Source organism: Blautia faecis, assembly GCF_027662325.1.
In the GTDB taxonomy this organism is placed as follows: Bacteria; Bacillota; Clostridia; order Lachnospirales; family Lachnospiraceae; genus Blautia_A; species Blautia_A faecis.
This window is the reverse complement of sequence record NZ_JAQDKY010000002.1, coordinates 83,349-103,940: the sequence shown is the minus strand read 5'-3', so window position 1 is coordinate 103,940 and position 20,592 is coordinate 83,349. Positions and strand designations below refer to the sequence as shown.

18 protein-coding genes are annotated in these 20,592 nt (G+C 41.3%); all 18 read right to left on the bottom strand.

Annotation, left to right across the window (positions count from 1 at the left end; translation table 11 throughout):
* Positions 1-41: 41 nt before the first annotated feature.
* The gene (locus PGQ38_RS01890) at positions 42-1,157 is read right to left on the bottom strand and encodes a tyrosine-type recombinase/integrase (protein ID WP_270430699.1); all 1,116 of its coding nucleotides are present in this window, start codon (positions 1,155-1,157) and stop codon (positions 42-44) included.
* 61 nt (positions 1,158-1,218) lie between these two features.
* Positions 1,219-1,404, bottom strand: coding sequence for a MerR family transcriptional regulator (locus PGQ38_RS01885; RefSeq protein ID WP_173715556.1), 186 nt, complete (start codon positions 1,402-1,404; stop codon positions 1,219-1,221).
* 81 nt (positions 1,405-1,485) lie between these two features.
* Positions 1,486-1,677, bottom strand: a complete 192-nt coding sequence (locus tag PGQ38_RS01880; protein WP_173715555.1) for a hypothetical protein — start codon at positions 1,675-1,677, stop codon at positions 1,486-1,488.
* Between the two features lie 108 nt (positions 1,678-1,785).
* Positions 1,786-2,094 (bottom strand): hypothetical protein, encoded by a 309-nt coding sequence (locus PGQ38_RS01875; RefSeq protein WP_173715554.1) that lies wholly within the window; start codon positions 2,092-2,094, stop codon positions 1,786-1,788.
* Positions 2,094-2,396 carry a phage holin family protein gene (locus PGQ38_RS01870; protein WP_173715553.1) on the bottom strand — a complete coding sequence of 101 codons (303 nt, stop codon included), beginning with the start codon at positions 2,394-2,396 and terminating at the stop codon, positions 2,094-2,096. Before PGQ38_RS01870 ends, PGQ38_RS01875 begins: the two co-directional genes overlap by 1 nt.
* A 3-nt stretch (positions 2,397-2,399) precedes the next feature.
* On the bottom strand, positions 2,400-2,654 hold the full coding sequence (locus PGQ38_RS01865) for a hypothetical protein (protein ID WP_173715552.1): 255 nt from the start codon (positions 2,652-2,654) through the stop codon (positions 2,400-2,402).
* 13 nt (positions 2,655-2,667) lie between these two features.
* Positions 2,668-5,970 carry a tail fiber domain-containing protein gene (locus tag PGQ38_RS01860; protein ID WP_270430698.1) on the bottom strand — a complete coding sequence of 1,101 codons (3,303 nt, stop codon included), beginning with the start codon at positions 5,968-5,970 and terminating at the stop codon, positions 2,668-2,670.
* Between the two features lie 6 nt (positions 5,971-5,976).
* Positions 5,977-7,035 (bottom strand): hypothetical protein, encoded by a 1,059-nt coding sequence (locus PGQ38_RS01855; RefSeq protein ID WP_270430696.1) that lies wholly within the window; start codon positions 7,033-7,035, stop codon positions 5,977-5,979.
* Between the two features lies 1 nt (position 7,036).
* A complete protein-coding gene (locus PGQ38_RS01850; RefSeq protein ID WP_270430695.1) occupies positions 7,037-9,379 on the bottom strand; it encodes a fibronectin type III domain-containing protein in 2,343 nt (780 codons plus the stop codon).
* 2 nt (positions 9,380-9,381) lie between these two features.
* Positions 9,382-16,410, bottom strand: a complete 7,029-nt coding sequence (locus tag PGQ38_RS01845) for a tape measure protein (RefSeq protein WP_270430694.1) — start codon at positions 16,408-16,410, stop codon at positions 9,382-9,384.
* Positions 16,407-16,784 carry an HK97 gp10 family phage protein gene (locus PGQ38_RS01840; RefSeq protein WP_173735490.1) on the bottom strand — a complete coding sequence of 126 codons (378 nt, stop codon included), beginning with the start codon at positions 16,782-16,784 and terminating at the stop codon, positions 16,407-16,409. Before PGQ38_RS01840 ends, PGQ38_RS01845 begins: the two co-directional genes overlap by 4 nt.
* Positions 16,785-16,799: 15 nt before the next feature.
* Entirely contained in the window at positions 16,800-17,072 is a 273-nt protein-coding gene (locus tag PGQ38_RS01835; RefSeq protein ID WP_270430693.1) for a DUF2829 domain-containing protein, read from the bottom strand.
* Positions 17,073-17,082: 10 nt separating this feature from the next.
* Positions 17,083-17,844 (bottom strand): N-acetylmuramoyl-L-alanine amidase, encoded by a 762-nt coding sequence (locus PGQ38_RS01830; RefSeq protein ID WP_270430692.1) that lies wholly within the window; start codon positions 17,842-17,844, stop codon positions 17,083-17,085.
* A gap of 18 nt (positions 17,845-17,862) precedes the next feature.
* Positions 17,863-18,420, bottom strand: a complete 558-nt coding sequence (locus PGQ38_RS01825) for a hypothetical protein (protein WP_270430691.1) — start codon at positions 18,418-18,420, stop codon at positions 17,863-17,865.
* A 28-nt stretch (positions 18,421-18,448) separates the two neighbouring features.
* The gene (locus PGQ38_RS01820; protein ID WP_173735486.1) at positions 18,449-18,859 is read right to left on the bottom strand and encodes a hypothetical protein; all 411 of its coding nucleotides are present in this window, start codon (positions 18,857-18,859) and stop codon (positions 18,449-18,451) included.
* Positions 18,860-18,949: 90 nt separating this feature from the next.
* Entirely contained in the window at positions 18,950-19,630 is a 681-nt protein-coding gene (locus PGQ38_RS01815; protein WP_173735485.1) for a major tail protein, read from the bottom strand.
* Positions 19,631-19,928: 298 nt separating this feature from the next.
* Positions 19,929-20,279 carry a DUF7253 family protein gene (locus PGQ38_RS01810; protein WP_465221164.1) on the bottom strand — a complete coding sequence of 117 codons (351 nt, stop codon included), beginning with the start codon at positions 20,277-20,279 and terminating at the stop codon, positions 19,929-19,931.
* Positions 20,280-20,291: 12 nt separating this feature from the next.
* Positions 20,292-20,591, bottom strand: a complete 300-nt coding sequence (locus PGQ38_RS01805; protein ID WP_270430688.1) for a hypothetical protein — start codon at positions 20,589-20,591, stop codon at positions 20,292-20,294.
* Position 20,592 lies beyond the last annotated feature (1 nt).

The following is a 20,592-nucleotide window of genomic DNA, read 5'->3' as shown; positions in this document are numbered from 1 at the left end:
CAACAATCATTATGAACTACTACACCATTTTTACACCATTTCTATATTTCCATTTTTTTCATCTCGTTAAACAAGGCATCATCAGTAACATGACAATAAAGATCCATCGTCATTTGTAATGTACTATGTCCCAATAACTTTTGAAGAGTTTTAGGATTAACTCCGTTTTCTATAGCTCTTGTTGCAAAAGTATGCCGAAAAGCATGAGGACGAAATTTTTGAATATGAATGCCATCTTTGGACATGTTGGTTAATATAGTGTTTATTGAGGTAATAATGGACATTTCTTGCAACGGACGATTTCGCATTGTTGAAAATACTAAATCAGAAAATTCAGTGTTTTTACATGACGACTGAATAAGTTTTTGACGTGTTAGAGCTTCTGCGCACTTATTTGTCATAGGGATCAGTCGTTTTCCGGAGACTGTTTTTGGACTATGCGTTTCGAAATAATATCCATTTTTACCTTGTACATAGCACATTGTTCGGTTTATAGAAATAGCTCGCTTTTTGAAATCAACATCGCTCCAAAACAAACCACCAAGTTCTCCTATTCTCATTCCAGTCTCAAGAGCAACAATAAACAAATTATAGTATCGACAGTTCTTCGCATACTCGATGAATAACTCCGTCTCTTTGATGGTAAGTACTCGACGTTCCTTCTTAGGTTCGTTGCATATTCTAGTGACTAAATGTTTCGCAGGATTTTTAACTAACAAGTCATTTTCCATCGCTTTACTTAGCATATTCGATAGTACCATTTTAACGTCTCGTCTATGCTGATCGCTTTTAAGATCATTTAATGCTTTTTGCAGTAGCACAGGAGTCAAAGATTGTAGTTTCCGCCAACCAAGTTCATTTTTTACACTGTCATAAATCCGACCATACTGGATGACGCTCGTATTTCTACAATTTCCTTTACATGTAGTTATCCAAACCTTATACCATTCGTCTAATGTCATGTTACTTTTTACCAGATTTACTCCATTGTCATCAGCAGTCTGGGCTTTTCGCATTTGGGTTCTGAGATTGTTTAGGTTCTTATCATATAAAGTTTCCCTTTTTCCAAAGCGATTTGTGAATCTAGCTTGATATAAGCCGTCTTGTCTTTGAGTGATACCGATACCCAGTTCTTTTCCTTTTAGTGATTTTCCCATATGTACTACTCCTTTCCGTAATGGGGAAAATCCAAATTGAACTTACCCCAAATATACCATTTTAAAAGATATTTCGCAATAACCAAGCATCGACTTTATCCCTGTGAGCATATAATCGGTTTCCTATTCGAACAGTAAAACCATTATCAGGATTATGCAACAACTCTCTCGCTTTGGTTTCTCCTATACTCAAATATGCACACAAGTCTTTCACAGTAAGTAACTTCTTTTCTTCTTTATTTTCCATTTTGACTACCTCCATTCTAGTTTTGATAGTACCAACGGAGACCGTCGCCTGCGTACGGAAAATTAAAAGAAAAAGTGAGAGTCATTGCTGACCCTCATCTTTCTCTTCACACACACTGAAACAGAAACCAAATACCAAGAATGCAACCATAAAGAACATTACACCAGCATAGGCTGACCCAAGCATCACCAACACGAACGTAACTATATACGTCATTATGACAGCTTCCAACCACACTAATTCTTTTATAATTTTTTCATTCTTTTTATTCATAATCTAATCCTCCTTCAATAGGTATGTTTTTCTCATAAAGGAGCATGTGCTTTTCGCGAAAAGAAAGAGGCCATGTAAAATATACGCAGCCTCTTTCTTCATTACTTATCAATTATTAATCAGAAAATCTTGCAGAACATCTCTTGTCTCTTTCATTTTCTCGATTCCGTTACCGGTTATCGCATGATTGATGAGATCTAGCATACATCTGAGAATCAACTGGTTTGATTCCTCGATTTTATGTATACGCTTATTATCGTTATCCAGGAGCCGTTCGTGTTTTTCCACCTTATCTCTCAAATCATCAGATGGCTTACGAAGTTCTTTGATAATTTTGTAGACTCCCCAAACAGCCGCGACAAATCCGCAGAGGTAGATGATCTGCTCTGATGTGATTAGAAAACCTGCTTCCGGCATTATTTGTCCCCCTCAATTGTATCTGTGCTTCTCTTACCTTCCACAAATGCCTTGAACGCCTGATGCGCACCTGTAGACGCCAATCCCATAAAAGCTCCCCACACAACCGTTTCCACAGACGGTCCTGATACTACTGCGTTAAGAATGCCTCCGAATACAGCAAGAATGGCTGGAATATCATCATTTGGCACTTTTTTGAAAATGGTTGTGTTCTTGATAATATATCCCACGATTAATGAAGCCGCAAAGATCACCACTACAAAATGATCGGTTAATAATGAAGTTAAAGTTGAAATATCCATGTTTTAGTCCTCCTTTGCTGTTGCCACTTTAGAAATTATTTCATCCTGGATACTGTAAGCAAGTTCCTCAAATTCGTCTCTGTCTTTGCGACACTGGGCTCGATTCGCCTTGCGCATCTCATGGTTTACAGTAGACTGGTTGATATACATGCTCTCTGGATTTGTTTCACTTACAGACGCATTGTATGTTTCTACTGTTATTCCATTTATTATAGACTGACCTGATAAACTAATACTTCTTGATGTTGTTAATGCCATAATGTTAATCCTCCTAGTTTAAGTTAAGTTTTCTTTTGAGTTTTTCGTTTTCTTTTTCTAATTCACTTACTCTTTGATTGAGTTCTTGCATTGACTTCACAACATATGCGAGCATCTGCAAGTTGTTGACAGATTTATAATATGGGTGTCCATCAACTTCTCCGCCGCCATCGACAAGGTTAGGAACAAGCTGTTCGAGTTCGTCTGCTATAAAGCCAATCTTGTATTTCTTATGAGAATCTTTTCGCTCGAAAGAACGAATTTTCATTGATTCTATAACTTTGGTGGCATTTTCTACTTCAGTGTCTCTTATGTTACCTTTTAGTCGAATGTCGGAAAGAGCTGTGCTACATACCCTTCCGAGACTAAACCATTTCCACGATCCATCAAGTCTGGTTTGAATCCATATTGATCCAGCGTACGAATCTCCGTGGTAAATAAAAGCTCTATTTCCATCCACTTGAGCGCCAAGATAAATCCCTACAGCAGTCTTCGAACCTGAACCTCCCACATTGAACCCAACGTAAATGTTTCCGAAATTTCCGTCAATTGCCAGTGGGATTTTTCTATTGTTGGCGTCAAAAAAGCCAAAGAAGTTTTCATCGCCTGTACCCGTTGCCGCACCAAAGCGCCAATCTACTGATCCTCTATTGGACTGATATTCGAAGGTTGTATTTATTATGTTATTACTCTGAATATAACCGCCAATGGACATGTTACCATTGGTTGTTATACCTTTTCCGTTATATGCCCGAATCCAATCGGCATCCGTCATATACCAGCCACCACCATAATCCTCGCTATACCATCCTGTAGTACCGCGCGATCTAAACCAATTAGATGCATATATGGTATTAGTATTCATGTCTACAGTCGCAGTTATTGTTTTTCCCTGAACTTTGCCAGGAATTGTAATGTCGCCGCTGTATAGATTCAGACTACCATACATAGTGATTGTTTTATCAAAGAACTCGAATCCAGCCCCACTTTGTGCACCGGCAGCATTGAGTAATTTTCCAACTCGTACAGAAGTTCCATCGTAATAAAGAACCCTTTCGACATCAGCAGTGTTTTTACATGACAACGAGATTTCTTTTGTAGCGATGATTCTTTTAGCAACAACGTCTGCACTCGTTAATGTCAAACCGCTAATAGTTCCTGTTGCCGTAATGTTTTGCGCAAATAAATCGGCAACATCAATCTTGGCGGCTGTAACAGACAATGCAGCTATTTTCTCTGAGGTTACAGCAGCGGCTCCTATTTTGTCAGCAGTAACTGAATCAGCTGCAAGCTGAGTTGCTGTAACAGTTCCGGCATATAATCGTCCTCCGTTGATATAGGTACGATCATTGTTGTAACACCAATTGGCTATTCCCATGTCAGCAGAACTTGCAAGGGAATAGGCATCGTTCCAATTACCCCATGTCGTATTATTAATGCCGACTCGCCACAACTCACGATTCTCTATCTTTGCCGTCTGTTTGGGATATCCTCCAGTACTATCTTTCCATGGAACATATGTTGTTAATAAACAATAACTTTCACCAGATAGACCAAGTGAACTAGCCAATTTTAGCTCATTCACTGTTGTCATCGGATAATTCTGTATATACCAGATTGGAGATTGGTTGGTGTTTCTGGTATCTTTAACATCAAGACCATCCCCCTTTGGACCTTGAACACCCTGAACACCCTGAACGCCCTGAGGACCTTGTGGACCAGTTGCTCCCTTTTCACCCTTAACGCCCTGAGGACCTTGCGGACCTTGTGGACCGGTTGCTCCTCCTGTTCCATCAACGCCCATTCTGGTAGCAACATATCCAACTGAAGTACTCGCATCTGAATATAAAGTGGTCTCTTTTGTCCACAGATACTGTCCTTGCGGAACATTAGGCATCGAAATAGACCATCCTCCTGTAGGGACATCTGTCATATTTGTACCGATTTGATATGTATACGTTTTACCAACTATGGATTTAACATTGTTGACTTTTGTATCTATTTCGCTGATTGCACTTTCGATAGTTTTTTTGCTCTTTCCGAACAAAATGTCTTCAGCACTAATTCTAAGATGAAATTCTCCATTGTCTCCCTTATAGAACTGAATATAATGATTTGCATCGCCTATACCAACTTGTCCGTCGGAACCGAGATAGAATCCTTTTGTCGTATTAAGAGCTGATGTTTTTACCCCAGAATATATAGCACCATTTCCTATATGATTTCCAGCAATATCTGCTCCAAAAGCTACCAAATCAGTCACAGCCACCTTGTCTGCTGTAATACTCTTAGCCTGAATCAAAGTACCATTAAGACTGTTGTAGTCCGTCTGTTCAGAAGTAATGGTAGAACCATTCGTGTTAAGTTTGTAATAAAGTCCATCTTCTCCTTTAATAACTAACTTATCAGCTTTAATAGTATTGCCTTCGATTAAATCTCCTCGAATAGTTACGCCAACCAATTCACCAGTGATGGTTTGATCGCCGACCACCACATTCTTAATGAGACCCGACTCAGAATAGAATTTCTCCATAGCTGCTATACCAATGTTGGAGAAATCAATGTTCGCATACTTGATATCAGCGTCTTTTGCGTTTAGTTTTTCTGCCCGCAAGGATTTAATATCGGCATCATTAGCACTCAAATGCTTGTTAATGGCAACGTTATCAGCATTCAGATTCTTAATGTTACCTTCAGCAGCGTCCAATCGTCCCTTAACAGACACGTTATCTGTTTCCAAATTACCAACCTTAGCATCTGTAGCTTGTAACTTTTCAACAGTCGCATACTTCAGCTCTGCGTCCTTAGCGGTTAACTTCTCGGCATCCAGCTTCTTAATGCTTGCCTCATTGGCATCCAGTCGACCGGTAATCTTTGCGTTATTTGTTTTCAACTCTCCAATATCAGCTTCACTTGCGGACATGCGTCCTTTGATCACAACATTATCGGCAACTAATTCTTTGATTCGAGCTCGTTCTGCTTCTAAATCTTTGATGGTGGCTTTATCAGCAACCACCCGCTGTACTTCTAAAACCTGTTCCCTTACATCTTTGACATCCCCAGTTCGTGCTGATGGTGAAGAAAGGTTACCGTTGATGGTGGCGGTATGATTCTTCACAAGAACGGTAACACGCTCTCCCTCATTAGCACTTACTGTGGTATCGCAAGGGGTAAGCAAGTCTGAGCCATCCATTTTGACGTATCTCTGTCCTCCATAAATGACTACTGTTCCATAAACCGTACTTTCAGTTTTTTCTTTATTTTTACCGTTTACTGTCTTCGCAAACTGGGATACGACATCATTAGATAAACTCAATGATTATCACCCCCACAATTTCGATGTATATACAGCCGTTTCTGTGACCTTGCAGCCAGTCTCACAAGTGATTGACTGTTTGATTACTTTAGCTTTTACATTGTTTATCCCGGCAGCTTTATAATTTAACAGCACACAGTCCCCAAGCCGGATCGGGTAATAACCATGTGAAAAAGTGATTTTGTATTCTACAGTGGAAAGTTTTTGAAGTAGCTTATTCGCGTACTCTTTGATTTGATAGTTAGTTGGCTCTCCAGAGAATTCCGGGTTAGAATCACGATATATAATCTCTCTGCCACGACTTACGGTTGATGTCGGACTATTCGGATCGTCGTTTACGACTCTTACGTAAAAATTCGAATTATTCTTTGAATATACAACCTCCACTACATTTGGAATACCATACAGGTCATACTCCTCACTGATGTCTGAATAGAGAATAGAACTGTTACCATCGCTGAACTCAGCTACATGACGTAATGTGGCCGTATCCTGAACTGGTAAGAACAGAACACGGCCTAATTCATCAAGTCCTAATTCAAATTTTGCATTTGCTATTAAATCTGACACAAAAGAGATCCATTTATCGTCAGTATTTGCCACGAAATCGTTATACAACTTTTCGTTGCTTTTTGCCTGAACAACCGGAGCTCTTACATGTTCTCTTATGATCTTGTATGCTTCCTCCATGATATTAGAGCCTTTCGGAAGAAAATAACCAACAGGCGGAGGATTCTCTTTCAATTCAAGTAGTGGAGTATACGATTCCATGCTAACTGTATGAACCATACCATCGAAGCTTGAAGATGGGGTCTGAATCAAAAATGTCCCAAGTGGGTATTTTTCTCTAACTCCATTTTGAATTGTGATGAGGTAAGCTCGGATGTAACATTCGCCGAGTCTCTCATTGATGTTAAAAGATGCAGACCCTTTTGTTTCGGCATCCGAATCTCTTTCTATGATTGAAGATTTTACAGTGTCGATTTGATCGGCGTCTTTCCATGTACCCGGGTCAACAATATAGTATTCAAAGGACTGCTGCATGGATTTCGTCCAATCCGGCATGTTACATTCCTCCTTCTACTCTTGTAATATCAAACGTGACTGGTATAGTTAGTGCACAATGAGTTCGGCTGAACGATACTTTGACATTAGCCCAATATCCACTTCCGGACGGCTCTCTCACGTAGACGTCACCAGTCCAAATCATGAGTCTTCTCAAAGCATATAATGTTTCGTTATCATCAGCTGGAATTTCAACTTTCCATGTCGATGATTCCCCAAGTTGCGTTCCGTAATAACTTACTTGACGCTTTCTTCCTGCATACTTAACTAAAGTTACATCCGGATCTGCTTTATCCGATACATCAATGTTGTAAGGAATTCTTATTAACGATCCGGACCACGGAGGTGTATCAACAACATCAGCTTCGTTTGCATCCGACACATCAAACGCTGACCATGCTTCACTCCATTGTATAATAACACCAGGTTCGTTGATTGGATAACCAGGTACATCGTAATACGAAACAGCACCAGTTGCAGTCTCTGTGGCTATAATTCTGTATCTTGCGTAGTCCAATGCAGGATGCGGGTCTATAACGTAGTGAGACGCACTATTAGGAAGACCGCTTGCTATCTCAATAAATTCGCCATTGTATTCTCTTCTGTATACGGACAGTAATATGCCGTTTATGAGATTTCCGTCCATATCTTCACAATAGGGTCTTATCTGACAAGTATATCTCTCAGAATCATATCCAATCTCCGCATTAGGTTCAGATATTGTCTCTTCCCAATCAACAGTAAAAGTTTTCGATGCGCTGCAGCTAAGTCCGGAATTCATGGATACTGTGACTGTTGCCGTATAAGTCATGCCATTTTCAAAATCAACATTACCAGCCGAGAATTCAACTATTAATATCGAACTGGAATTGAAATATTTGGAGTATATAGACTCACCGGCAGATATCCGAATCACGTTCCCGACCTGATCGACAGTCTCATAACCATCGTCAGCTGTAATTTCTACATGATAACTAATAGGCTTTTGAGAAGCCGGTCCAGGAGAAGCTTTAAGATAGAACGGAAACGAGGATAATGAAGATATTACTGCTCCATTTTGATTGGTTACAATTAAAGCAACCGTTGGGCGTGCGTATACATTCACTTCACGTAATACAGACCATTCACTGTACGCACCGGTGATGCCGGAAGTCCTTACTCGCCACTTAATAGTTGTACCTTCCGTATATTGCCCTGTATTTACCGAATAAGAACGAGCTTTATCCTGATCGTTTTCTGACGTGTTGTTATAAAATGTTTTTGTTTCGGTAGAACCATTCACCGTCAATTCAAGTTCTGCCATTTTCTCGTAAGAACCATCCTGAGAATTATGAACCCAATAAAGATTCAATGATTCCCCAACCATAGCAGTCGTAGTGGACGACCACGTGGTAGGTGCGGATGGTTCCTTGCCGAGAACAACTGAAGCGTGCATACTCCATCCGGAATTACCAGCACTATTAGTAGCTCTTACTCGGAAATAATATTCCTTACCAGACTCCAAACCAGTAAAAGTAGCATACGTCGCAGTGGACTCGATTGTCTTGCTGCTTACTTGATCTGGGTTCGCGTCGAAATATGCATCGTTTGTAGTATATTCGATTTCGTATCCCGTGCAGTTAGCGACTTCTACCCAAGTCAATTCAACAGATGTGGAAGACACTGCTCTGGAAATTATGAAGTGATCCGGAGTGGACGGTGCTGTAACTACTTCACTTGAATAGTCAGAATAATCTCCAAGCTGATCTTTCTTGTTATATCCTGCGCAACATGCTTTGTATGTATGTCCAGGTTCAACAATATATGAAATACTTGCTCCACGATCTTTTATCTCGACGCTTCCGATTTCATTCATGTAATCCCAGTCGTCTCTTTTTATCGCGAACTTGACTCCGACGGCAGACCAATCGTTGTCTAGGTTCGACAAGCTTATATCCAGCTGATTTTTAGTATACTCATTCAGCTTAGCATCTGGAGTAGGCGCTTTATCAGGAACTTTTTCATCAGCCTTTTGAAAAACATATGACTTACTATATGCCTGTTTTCCTGTCCAATACGCCTGTTCTTTGTCATTTACTTTATGGGTTTCGGAAATTGGTGTGACACAAATCTGTACTTTCGTTGCATTTTCCGGAGCTGTCCATACACTTTGTTTCTGTGTTTCAGTCGTATCAGAAGCCCAAAACCATTTCCCCTGACCTGTTCCATATTTCCATATAACCCTATAGCCAGAAGTATGACTCTTATTCCATGTCCAGGTGGCGAACATAGTGCGTTCTGTACCATTCTGAATCTGGATTTTACTTAAAGTCACCATTGAAGTATTCTTTTTGGCATCAGCCACTATTATCGCCTCCCTTCTACTACCACAGCTCGTGTTAATGTCTGAATTGCGTTACTTACACTACTTGATTCGTCATAGGTAACGCCGTCTATACTGTTGTACGTGTTACCCATATTTGAAAGTTTCTTTCCAAGTCTGTTAATTGCAGCCACAACGTCAGAATTTCCATTTTGACCTCTGTTGGACATCATTACGTCAACTGCTCTAAGATTAGCGTTCGTTCCAATAGATAAGTCAGAGAACATGCTGCTCATACTGCTAGATGCAGCTTTCACATTCGTTAAGTCCACAACTGGACTAATCACTGGCTCAGCATCCATGCTCATCTCAAAGAGATCTGAAGCTTTGGAAATTACAGATGATAAAGAACTGGTAACATTCTCGCCAAGAGATTCGCCAGCTTCATATACTTTGCGCCCCATAGAATCAACGCCGATAACGAGACCTTCGCCTACCCAGACACCTGACTGTTCTGCCAGTTTAGATGGCGAATGGGATTGCTGTCCAGCACGTTCACCTAGGATTGCTGCTTGTCCCAAACGGTAACCAGCATTGTATACTGCCTGATACTGCGAATTAAGACCATTAATGAGTCCTATTCCGACATAAGAGCCAGACTCATGGAAACTACTATAGAACCCTCGTATAGAATTTGCCGCATTGCTTACGGCTGAGTTTGCTGCTGATTCGGCATAGCTACTATTTTCTCTGATGCCAGCTGCAAGCTTCAGTATAAGAGCTGTACCAGCTGCTAAAAACACAGAAGCTTTGTGCATAATTTCAGAGTTCATCTTGTCAATCACACCAGATGCCGCTGAAGTGGCTTCACTACTCTTACTGCTTATACCCTTGGAAAGAGACTCGACAATACTATTTCCAGCACTTGTTATGTCTCCAGAAGCAGAGCTGAACGCTTTAGCAACGTTGCTTGTATCTGTCTGACCAAGAGTCGAAACAGCTTTCTTAAAGCTGCTCACTCCACTTGTATCGAGTCCAGAGAGACCTTTAATGAAAGTTGCAAGTCTTGAGGCTACTGTCAATGATCCAGCAATCTGTGTGAAATCCATGGATGCCACTTTTCCTGCATAATCAGATAACGACTGTCCAAGGTCTTCAACTTTGAAGTTCTCAATTCCATCGGATGAGAAGTTACTGAGACTCAGCACAAAGGATTTGATCTTATATGCTGAGCTAATAGAAGAAGCTACCGCCGCAGTATCTACGCCGTCTAAAATCTCGTAATATGCCGAAATTCCATCTGCGACATAACCGACCTTTTCTGGAAAATTCTGAAGAGTAGCCAGTTCACCGTCAGTTATATCCTGAGTAAATGCTTTCAGACTATTTGCGAACGTTATAACAGCATTAGTCTTAGATAAATCCCCCTTACTAGCAGCCTCATTAAGATTGCCGATAGCATCACCGAATAGTGTTATTTCATTAGAAAATTCACCAAGATCAACTATACCGTCAAACCATCCTTTTTTCGGAATGGTTTCCTGGAACGCAACGAGTAAATCGCCCATTTCTTTAGCGCGTGCTATCGCTTCGGTGTCAATTGCGTTATCTCCGCTTACGGCATCTGACGCTTTCTTAACATTTTCTGCATATGTTTTAACTTTCTCACCAAAGCCATCTAAGGTCGCTCCGTCGAGCACATCAAATAAATCAATAGCATCTCCTACTGATTTCTGAAGATCAGCAAAGGCGTCGCCAATGTTAGCGACTACGCCAAGATTTGTTATTCCATCGTCAGATAACTCTGCAACTGCGGAAGCTGCCGTGTTAAGATTGCTCGCGTACGTTGAAATTTCTTCACCAAAATCTCCTATATCCTTATGGCCATCCAGCCACGTAACGATTCCATCGGTTGGATCAAGTGTAGACTGTAGCTCGGAAAACGCTGTTCCTATATCGGCTATTTTTCCTAAATTGGCAAGGCCATCAGTCGAAATCTGCGCCACAAAAGATGCCGCCTGATTAAGATTTCGGGCGTACGTACCAATATTCCAGCCAAAATCACCAAGACTTTTCTCGGAAATCAAAGTCACCAACCCATCTGTCGGCTCAATCGTGTTCTGTAATTTCCCAAACGCCATACCGATATCGGCTATTGTTCCGAGATTTGTAAGTCCTTCATCCGAGATTTCAGCTACTGCCGATGCCGCCTGATTAAGATTTCGGGCGTACGTACCAATATCCCAGCCAAAATCACCTATGTCGTAAGTAGCGATACCGGCTAATATCCCACCAGTCGGTTTGATCGTAGACTGCAGCTCACCAAATAACTGTCCAATGTCTGCAATGGCTTTTAGGTTATCCAAACCGGGATCGGATATACCAGCAACAGCATCTGCCGCAGTATTCATCTGATCTGCGAAATCACCTATCTGAGCACCAAAATCGCCAAGTCCATGACCCAAAAAGTTGGCGATAGCATTCTTTAAGCTTGCACTTCCGAGTGCCGACAAAGCGTTTATCAGCGAGTTAACTTTATTAGCAGCATTATTGTCAATTCCAGAGAACGTGTTGATGAACTCTTTCAGATTATATGCCACTTCAGGAAGACCATCAGTAGCGCCATTGAGAAATCCGTCAATGATGCTTCCAAAGAACGTTCCTAAAGCTTCGCCAAGCTTACTTAGAGTTGTAACCAACTTATCCAATTCAGATTCATCTACGAAATGACTAACTAATGCGCCAATTCCTAAAATGACAGCTGACACAATACCAAGCACACCCATAAGTTTCAAAGCCCCAGAAGCAGCTGCTCCAGCTATCGGTTCAACTTTGCTAAGTATCACACAAGATGTAGAAAGTGCCAATAATAGAGCGGACAAAGAAACAACGGTATCAAGAGGAACATTCATCATTCCATTTTGACTTAACAGCGTGATTACTGCGCCTAGTGCCGTAACAACAAATGCCATACCAGCTGCCGCTACTACTGCTCCTGCCGACACGTTCCCGGCTTTACTCATAACTAGCATGGATGCTGATAGGGACAGCATCAGCGATGACAAAGCTGTCACCGTTGGTAATGTTGTTTCAACTGGAAGTTGCGCCAACATGTACACTATTCCAGCAAGTGCTCCAACAACCACTGTCATAACAACCACGCCTTTGATCGAGCTTCCGGCTGCTCCTGATGCTTTGGACATTAGCGCGAACGTCGCCATAAGGGCTGATAAACAAACAGTCGCACCGATAAGCTTCGATGAATCGAGCAACGACAACGCCGCCACAGACGTCGCCATAACGGCGATAGCAGCTGTCATTACAATCAGATTCTTCTTACAATCGCTTGCTCCTCTGGTAGCCCAAACCATAGCCGTCATCATACCAGACAATAAACCAACTACTGTAAGACCTTTCGCTAGACTCTTAACATCCATCAAACTCATAAGAACACAAATACCAGCTAATATACCTATTGCAGCGGTCATAGCTAATAGTGTTCCACCAATCTTTGTCGCTTCCGGTCCAGTCGCTTTAACAGCATTCACAAGAGCTACAAGTAACGCACCAAAAGCAACGACGGCCACAGATCCTTTTATCAGTTCACCAGCCGATAGCATACTTACAAGTTTGCAGACACCAACTATCATAGTTAAAGCCAGTGCCATGGATGTTATAACACCAGCCATTTTCAGATATTTAGCATCATCTTTTGATTTGATTGCTCTTTTCAGTGCTGTCGTAAATATAATAAAGCCAAGCGCAAATGCTGCGCCCTTGAGCATCTCTTCAGCGGAAAGCATACCGGCAAGCTTACAGACACCCACCATCAATCCCATAGCAATTGCCATCTTAGCCATCATGCCACCAAGTTTACTAACACCTTTTCCACTCAGTCTGGTAACTGCTGATAACAGACCGGTAAACACGATGAATACTCCCATGAATGCGACGCCCTTAACTAGGTCTTCTGCGGAAAGAAGTCCAATAAGCTTAATTGCCGCAACCATTAATATCAACGCAACAGACATTTTCTTTATCATTATACCTGCTTTATCAATATTTTTAGCCGATTCACCTTTTACACATTTACCAAATGTTTTCAATACTATGGAAATGGCAACAATGACACCAGCCAATCCGATAAAGCCTTGCATCATTTCATCCGGTTTCATTCCACCCATGATTTTAACAACTGCAGCTAACATCAGAAGAGCGACACCTATTCCTGCAAGTCCGGTTTTCAAACCGTCGAGTTTCAAAGCACGTCCTTCGCCATCCAACGTTACGGTCGCCTCGCTAAGCTTATTTACAACTAAAGCCAACCCAACAAGAATTCCAGATAGCAAAGCAATAGCTGCTACCGATCTCGCGAGTGCGCCTTGGTCAAGTTGAGCTAACGCATAAACAGATGCAGCCAAGATACCAATAGCAATCGCCATACTTTTGATACCTTCAGCTCTGGTTTTGAACGCTTTAGCTTTTAAATTCTTAGAGAATGATTCTGTAATTGTTTTTATACTTTCATTTACAGTTCCAAGAATTTTTCCAAACTTTTCAAATGGTGTAGCGAATTTATCCATTATATCAATTATCTTATTGATAGTTACAATCCCAGCAATGACGGATGCTCCTATCGACCCAATTGTAAAAATCCTACCCCAATCTAACTTTCGTGCTTCTGAAAGTAAGTTTGAACCAACGTCTTTCAATGCGCTTGTCGCGTCAGTTATTCCATCCTTCAGTCCATTCACCAAGCCCGCGATTGCATTTTTTGCTATATCGTACATCTCTGTTGAAGGAGAATGAATGCCAAGTACGCCTTTAATTGCAGACAGCATACTCTGACCAATCTCAATAAGGATGTCCGGTACAGAAGAAATACCAGCCTCTAACCCATTCTTTAATCCTTCGACGACATTGTTTCCAATCTCAGACCAGTCAATATTCTTAAAGTTTTCAATAAACTCCTGGACTTGAGGTATATTTCCGATAGCATCGACCAAATCTGCGAACGCTTCAACAGCCATTTTGACCCCTGAGCCAAATGCTTCGAACCCTTTATTTACCAAGTCATTGCTAAATAAAAAGTCTCTGAACGCCACAGCTGCATCGCCAATTCCTGCCGTAACGTCAAGTAAATCCAAATCAAAAGCATTAAGAACTGCGTTCAAGCCACGAAAAGCAAACTTAGCCGTTCCTCCAGCAACAGTAGAAATTATGTCCAATATTGCGAAAACGCCCTTGAATGTTCTTTCAAGCTTACCTAGGGTTTCGTCTGTTGGAATCAAAGATGCCGTAAAACTATGAAATGCTCCTATAGCGTTAAACAATTTATTCCCAAGATCATCAACTGACAGTGCTCCATGGAGATCAGTCCAAGATTTACCAATACTTCCAACAACAGCCGAAATAGATTTTCCAATATTTACAAAAGACTGCAAAAGCAACCAACGCCCATTAATCTGATCCATATTGTCAATGAAATCATTCAACGGGATACCAAGTTTTTCGGATATCGTTTTAAGTTCTTTGAATGCGTTTATCTGATCTTCAGTATATCCTTTGGCTCGCATTTCTTCTTCAGACAAATTAGCAATCTCTTTAATGAGTTTTTTCTTTTCGTCGGTGAGCTCTGTAGTTGCCCCAGTTTCAGCTGTAGTTGTGCCAAGAGCTTCGTCCTGCGCTTTGATTTGATCCTCAGTATATCTAAATGCGCATCCAAGAGCTTCATTTACTTTGTTTTGGACGGCGTAATAATTTTTACCTGCTTCGGTTAAAGCATTGAATCTTTCGTTTCCGTTGCCAAATTTACCTGCTAATACATCATCTACGACAGAACCAAGATCTTCGACAGCAGCGATAGCTTTATTGACAGGCTCAGTAACACCAGTGATCTTATCAGCAAGCTCTGTGAACCCCTTACCCAATGCACTTTTGAGAACGTCATTGCGAAAATCAGATACGTTATTGATAATGTTGCTGAAGAAATCACTGACATTAGACCACATTTCTTTTGCTTCTTCGAAATCACCGATGATGAGCTGCCATGATGTAGTCCAACCAGACCCCATAGCCTCTTTTAAGGTGTCTATAAGCTGATGGAATGTCTTTACTTTTGTGGCTGCGTCATTAGCAGTTTTTGCCATGTCAGCCATCTGAGTTGCTTCTTCTTTGGTGTATCCCTGCTCCACAAACTTTTTGACAGCTGCTTGATACTCTTCTTGTGTCTCAGCTGCCGTAGCAAACTGATCCAAAGTCTGAGTAAGAACCTCTGTAGTCAACCACCCAGTGCTGAGAGATTCTCTGAATGAGCCATTAGCTTCTATAGCAGCCTTAGCTCCGGTCTGAAGATGTTCGGACGTTCTGGTTAAAGCGTCTTGAAAGACCTGTCCACCCATTCCGGCATTTACTACAGAGTTCCAGTCCATAAGCTTAACAGTTCCAGAAGCAAGCGCCTGAGATAACTGATACATAGCGGTTGAAGCCTGTTGAGAATTAGAGCCAGACACGGCTGCAAGGTTTGCTATACCTTTAATTGCAGATACAGAATCGTCCAGTTTTACACCAGCTGCGGTGAAGGTACCGATATTCCTTGTCATCTCAGTGAAATTGTATATTGTTTTATCCGCGTATGTATTCAATTCACGAAGGGCGGCATTGACTCTCTCTACATCGGTGCCCTCTTTCTGAGTATTAGCTAAGATTGTCTGTATCGCATTCATCTGAGTCTCATATTCTGTCAGACCGTCACGAACAGGATCTATTGTGATAGCTGAAATCATCGCTTTAGCCGAATTAACTGCAGAATTTGTGATATTAGCTAAAGCGGTAACTCCCATAACTTGAAGTGCGGAAAATTTAGCAGAAACAACATCAACACTTTTACCTAAAGCATTCATGTCAACTTTCTTCGAGACAGCTCCCAACTCTTCAAAACCCTTGGAAGTGCCTTTTAAATTCAACTTCTGTTTAAGTTTATCCAAGGTTGACATACTTGTCTTAACGTTTTGCTCAAAGTCTTTATTATTGAATCGCATTTCGACGACTCGTTCATCAACAACTGCACTCATAGATTGGTCACCTCCTTCCAAGCAGCCTCGGCGATTTTGTCAAAAATAGGCTGGATCGCAGGATTAATATAATCTCTCCCTTGAACCCAGCCTCCTGTTCCAGTCCCATGACCATTCTGTAGAATGATCGCAATAGGAACACCTTTATTGACATTTGTGTTCTTAAACACTATAGCCACCGATCCATTTTGACGTTCTATTTCATACGTCCATGATGCGGCAGTCTTACCAGTTTTTACAGGTGTAGCGGAAGCAAGAGCGGCCACGCCTTCTCGGCCATACTTATCCAACACACCGAGTTTTGTGACTTCTCTCAGCCTCTCAAAGTATCGAGACAGTTTTTTGAAGTCGCCTTTCTGTTCGAAACTTATCATGCTACGATCTCCTTATTAATGAATGTATTCCCAATCTTCTGCAAGAACGTCCCTGATGCTTGGAACCCACATAGCATGACTTCCATCTGTTGTTTTAATCTGTAAATACGGTTCGCATTTAAACAGATCGCCTTCATTCATTCCCCACGCCTTGGCAGTCTGAAGATTACAAGGGATTCCATCTGGATAGCCTTTCTGGTAGACAACGAACATTCCCTTACCGTTCCATCCATGTCTGAAAATCTTATCTCCTGCTTTTACTTTTTCTAATGCCTGTCCGAAATTCATATTATCCTCCTTAAACTCTTTTCACTTTATCAAGCGGAATCCAGCCTGCTCCAGATTTAAGCTTACCCCAGCCGGAATCAGACCCTTTTCCTGTCATTACTTCCACAATCGTAAACACACCTTTTCCGGTACGAAGACCAGTTAATTTGTACTTGGTGCTAGGACCTTTTCGAATCTTCAGTTTATCGGTCTCGACCTTAACCTTGAAATCACAAGGACCTACGACAACACCTGTTTTCGCTGGTTTCTGCGGCTTTTTTTCTACGATCGTCTTATTGAGAATTCCTTCTACAATCGCTTTGGCACATTTGTCAGCATCCCACACGTTCTTATCCTTTTCGGAATCTACGAAGCAGCATTCTACTAATAGTGCTGGAGCTGTTGTATGGCGGAGAACGTACAGTTTCTGTGAATATTTAACACCACGGTCATTAAGACCAAAAGTCTTTGCGATCTTTGCGGAAATACGAGCAGCAACGTCATTCAGCTTATCACTGTATAACCATACTTCTGGTCCTGTGCCGCCACCTGCATTAAGATGAATTGAGATATCAATATCAACCTCATGTTTATTGCATTTCTCAACAATATTTGCCAGGTTTCCTCTTTCATCGCCAACATCGTCTGTACAGTCGTATACTGTATGCCCCTCTTTTCTAAGGAGCTCAATAACTTTGTTTTTTACTTTACGGTCCTCATTAACCTCGTCAAGAAAACCAGAAGCTCCTCGACAAACTAACGAGTGACCCGCATGAACGTTATATGTTCCCATGTAGCATCCTCCTTAAATCTATCCTTTTGTATGCCATTGTTTCTTACGTGCTGCGTTCAGTTGAGCATTTCTCATGGCAGCTTCTCTGGCATTTATTTTTTTGGACGGCGCATTTTCTGTATTGCATACTCTAATCAAAGTCAATAATCTGTTAAGATGCCATCGCTCGCACTCGAATGGTATTCCACACGCGATCATCCAATAATAGATAAGCTCCGATGTAATACGTCGCTTTCTTCCAGGTCTATCGTTACTCTTTGGAAATGTAGTGGCTGTCATCGGAGCTTCTATATAATTCATTACATCTTTCAAATTTCCCTCGCTGAGTCTATCATAGACTGAAGACTCAATGCTTTTATCAAGAGTCATAAAACGGATATAATCAACGATCTCTTCCTTAGTTTTTTCCTCCTTGGAAAGGAAAGATCTACACCATTTTGACTCCCATTTAGAAAGAGCGATGAGTGAATGCTCCAAATGTAATACTTGGGGCTTTGTTAAAGTGTGATAAACAAACTCATCTTTTTGTTCATCCCACTCTTCCCTTTCTACACCAGGTATCACAATCTGAAGCATATTCCATCCTCCATTGTTTTCATGTTAATTACGCTACCGGTGGTAAAACCGGAGTTTCAGCATTGTTGGCAGCTTTTGCAGCATTCTTTGGTACAATTCCATTTACAAACTCTGCCGCGGCATCCGCATTTGTAACCAGTTCCATGAACAGCTCAGAGTATGCTTCTGTCTGTGAAAACTGTTTTGAAAGCTCATCTGATTTGATAAACTGCTTCCCATCAGGACTCTTAACACCATAAGACCCAAGAATAATGTCTTTAAATAACTTCATGATTGATGGACCGTCCTGAGCCTCGGTAATTTTCTTAATCATTTCGGAAAGACCACCAGCTGTAGAAAGCTCCATCTCAGCAATCTCAGCTTTGTTATAATTGAAATAGTGAGTCTCTTTTCTTTCGACACCGTTATAATCGGTATACTTAATTGTCTTTGCTAACATGTTATTTTCTCCTTTCACTTTTCGGCTATAAAAAAGACCCAACCTCATTACAAGGAAGGGTCTTCAAGTTTTTTCATTTAATTATATAAATCATTCTGTAACTGCCTTGAGGATTGTTACAATCTCGTCAGGAAGTGGAAGTCTTGGCTCTACGCCATCGTTCCCTGAAGCAGTCGCATCTTTACCATAAAGAATTTCCTCGATCTTTAACATCTGAGCTGCAGTCACCTTGGTGGAATCAATTTCCAGTGTAGCTGTCGGTTCGCAGTTCTCAACCTCAACTGGAGTAGTCGAGAACTCCCAAGACAACGGATTTACATTTGGATCTGCGTTTGCAGATTCATGTTCCTCAGGACTTGGAGAAGCAAGCGCTCCGTAAACCAGATGAATTTTATAACCATGGGATGTGCCATCGGTATCATTACCAATAAGTGTTCGATAAGCGAAGCCGAATGGCTGTCTTTTCTGCTGACCGATTGTTACGCCTTTAAGCATCTCACTTTCACCATTACATTTGGCAAATTCGTCCGGATATGTATATGCTTCAATTGTTCCTGCATACTCTTCAGTGGAAAGCAGGTTAAGGTACTTGTGATTGTTCGCATAAAGCGGTGTCGCTTCTGCTCCAGAAGGTGATTCTGATACTTTACTAAGACCGTTCCATGCAACGCCTTTTTCGTATGTTCCATTTTCCTGTACAAAAAGCACGCCGCGATCAACACCAGTCTCAAACAGACGCTCACCAATCTGATCCCATTTCAGTTTTGACATTTTAGGTTATCCTCCTTAAAAATATAGTTTTAAAGTATCGTGATGCAGATTATCCGCAATATAGTGCTTACCGTATGAACAATAAGGAAGTTCTAACAGTTTCTCTATGACTGGATGATCTGGAGTTCTGCTTATCACGATTAAGTCATATCTGTAATCTTTTTTATACACAGAGTTATTAGCTCTTTGAACATCAATCTTACTTTTAGAGTATCTGATAGCCGGGTACTCCATTTTGACCGCACCGACACCAGAGTCAGGTGGCTGATAATACACATGTCTGCACCCAAGCAATTCTTCAAGTTTCATCTGAAGATCTAGGCGTGTCCCCATGCCATTCACCTCCTACGGTAAGTATCAGACGCGGTCTCTGACTCGGATCTATCTCAGTGACTTTCCATCTTGTTCCCATAATCTCTACATAGACGATACGAGAACAGTTATCATAGGCAAATGGATCGGCAAGAATGCTAACCACATCTGCCAGATTGAGGGTGTCATTGATCTCGCCGAAATTTTGACGTTTACGCCGGTCACTTGTGATATCACCGTAATACTCGTGCTCCACTACTCCACTTGATTTCCATATACCGGGAGAAGTTTCTGTAGCGGGAAATTGATACCCGACTTTGCCGAACCATTTGCTCATTTTTTATCTCCTTTACTCTTTAGCAGCAGGTTCTGCCTTTACAGTAGCCAGTTTGGCAGTTGTAGCAGAAGTTGTGTCAGTTGTTACGTATGTAACTGTAACTGTGTCGGAAACATTTTTGCAGCTGATCGGACGATACATAACACCTGCTGTATCAACGACAAGCATCCCCTTGATGTATGCATCTTCAAGTTCCGCCGGAGTAGTTTTCACTTTAAGAGTTTTATCAAGATACGCTACGCCGTCAGCCTTGGCGTAAATTTTTCTAGCTGCTACATTTCTGTCATCAGCGTTCATACGAATGATTTCCATA

Bases quoted from the DNA above. Each gene is read 5' to 3' on its own strand.
- PGQ38_RS01820 (WP_173735486.1), bottom strand. From the start codon at position 18,859: ATGTTAGCAAAGACAATTAAGTATACCGATTATAACGGTGTCGAAAGA.
- PGQ38_RS01870 (WP_173715553.1), bottom strand. From the start codon at position 2,396: ATGGATATTTCAACTTTAACTTCATTATTAACCGATCATTTTGTAGTG.
- PGQ38_RS01880 (WP_173715555.1), bottom strand. From the start codon at position 1,677: ATGAATAAAAAGAATGAAAAAATTATAAAAGAATTAGTGTGGTTGGAA.
- PGQ38_RS01825 (WP_270430691.1), bottom strand. From the start codon at position 18,420: ATGCTTCAGATTGTGATACCTGGTGTAGAAAGGGAAGAGTGGGATGAA.
- PGQ38_RS01815 (WP_173735485.1), bottom strand. From the start codon at position 19,630: ATGTCAAAACTGAAATGGGATCAGATTGGTGAGCGTCTGTTTGAGACT.
- PGQ38_RS01885 (WP_173715556.1), bottom strand. From the start codon at position 1,404: ATGGAAAATAAAGAAGAAAAGAAGTTACTTACTGTGAAAGACTTGTGT.
- PGQ38_RS01855 (WP_270430696.1), bottom strand. From the start codon at position 7,035: ATGCCGGATTGGACGAAATCCATGCAGCAGTCCTTTGAATACTATATT.
- PGQ38_RS01805 (WP_270430688.1), bottom strand. From the start codon at position 20,591: ATGGAAATCATTCGTATGAACGCTGATGACAGAAATGTAGCAGCTAGA.
- PGQ38_RS01830 (WP_270430692.1), bottom strand. From the start codon at position 17,844: ATGGGAACATATAACGTTCATGCGGGTCACTCGTTAGTTTGTCGAGGA.
- PGQ38_RS01875 (WP_173715554.1), bottom strand. From the start codon at position 2,094: ATGCCGGAAGCAGGTTTTCTAATCACATCAGAGCAGATCATCTACCTC.
- PGQ38_RS01840 (WP_173735490.1), bottom strand. From the start codon at position 16,784: ATGATAAGTTTCGAACAGAAAGGCGACTTCAAAAAACTGTCTCGATAC.
- PGQ38_RS01890 (WP_270430699.1), bottom strand. From the start codon at position 1,157: ATGGGAAAATCACTAAAAGGAAAAGAACTGGGTATCGGTATCACTCAA.
- PGQ38_RS01835 (WP_270430693.1), bottom strand. From the start codon at position 17,072: ATGAATTTCGGACAGGCATTAGAAAAAGTAAAAGCAGGAGATAAGATT.
- PGQ38_RS01845 (WP_270430694.1), bottom strand. From the start codon at position 16,410: ATGAGTGCAGTTGTTGATGAACGAGTCGTCGAAATGCGATTCAATAAT.
- PGQ38_RS01865 (WP_173715552.1), bottom strand. From the start codon at position 2,654: ATGGCATTAACAACATCAAGAAGTATTAGTTTATCAGGTCAGTCTATA.
- PGQ38_RS01810 (WP_465221164.1), bottom strand. From the start codon at position 20,279: ATGAGCAAATGGTTCGGCAAAGTCGGGTATCAATTTCCCGCTACAGAA.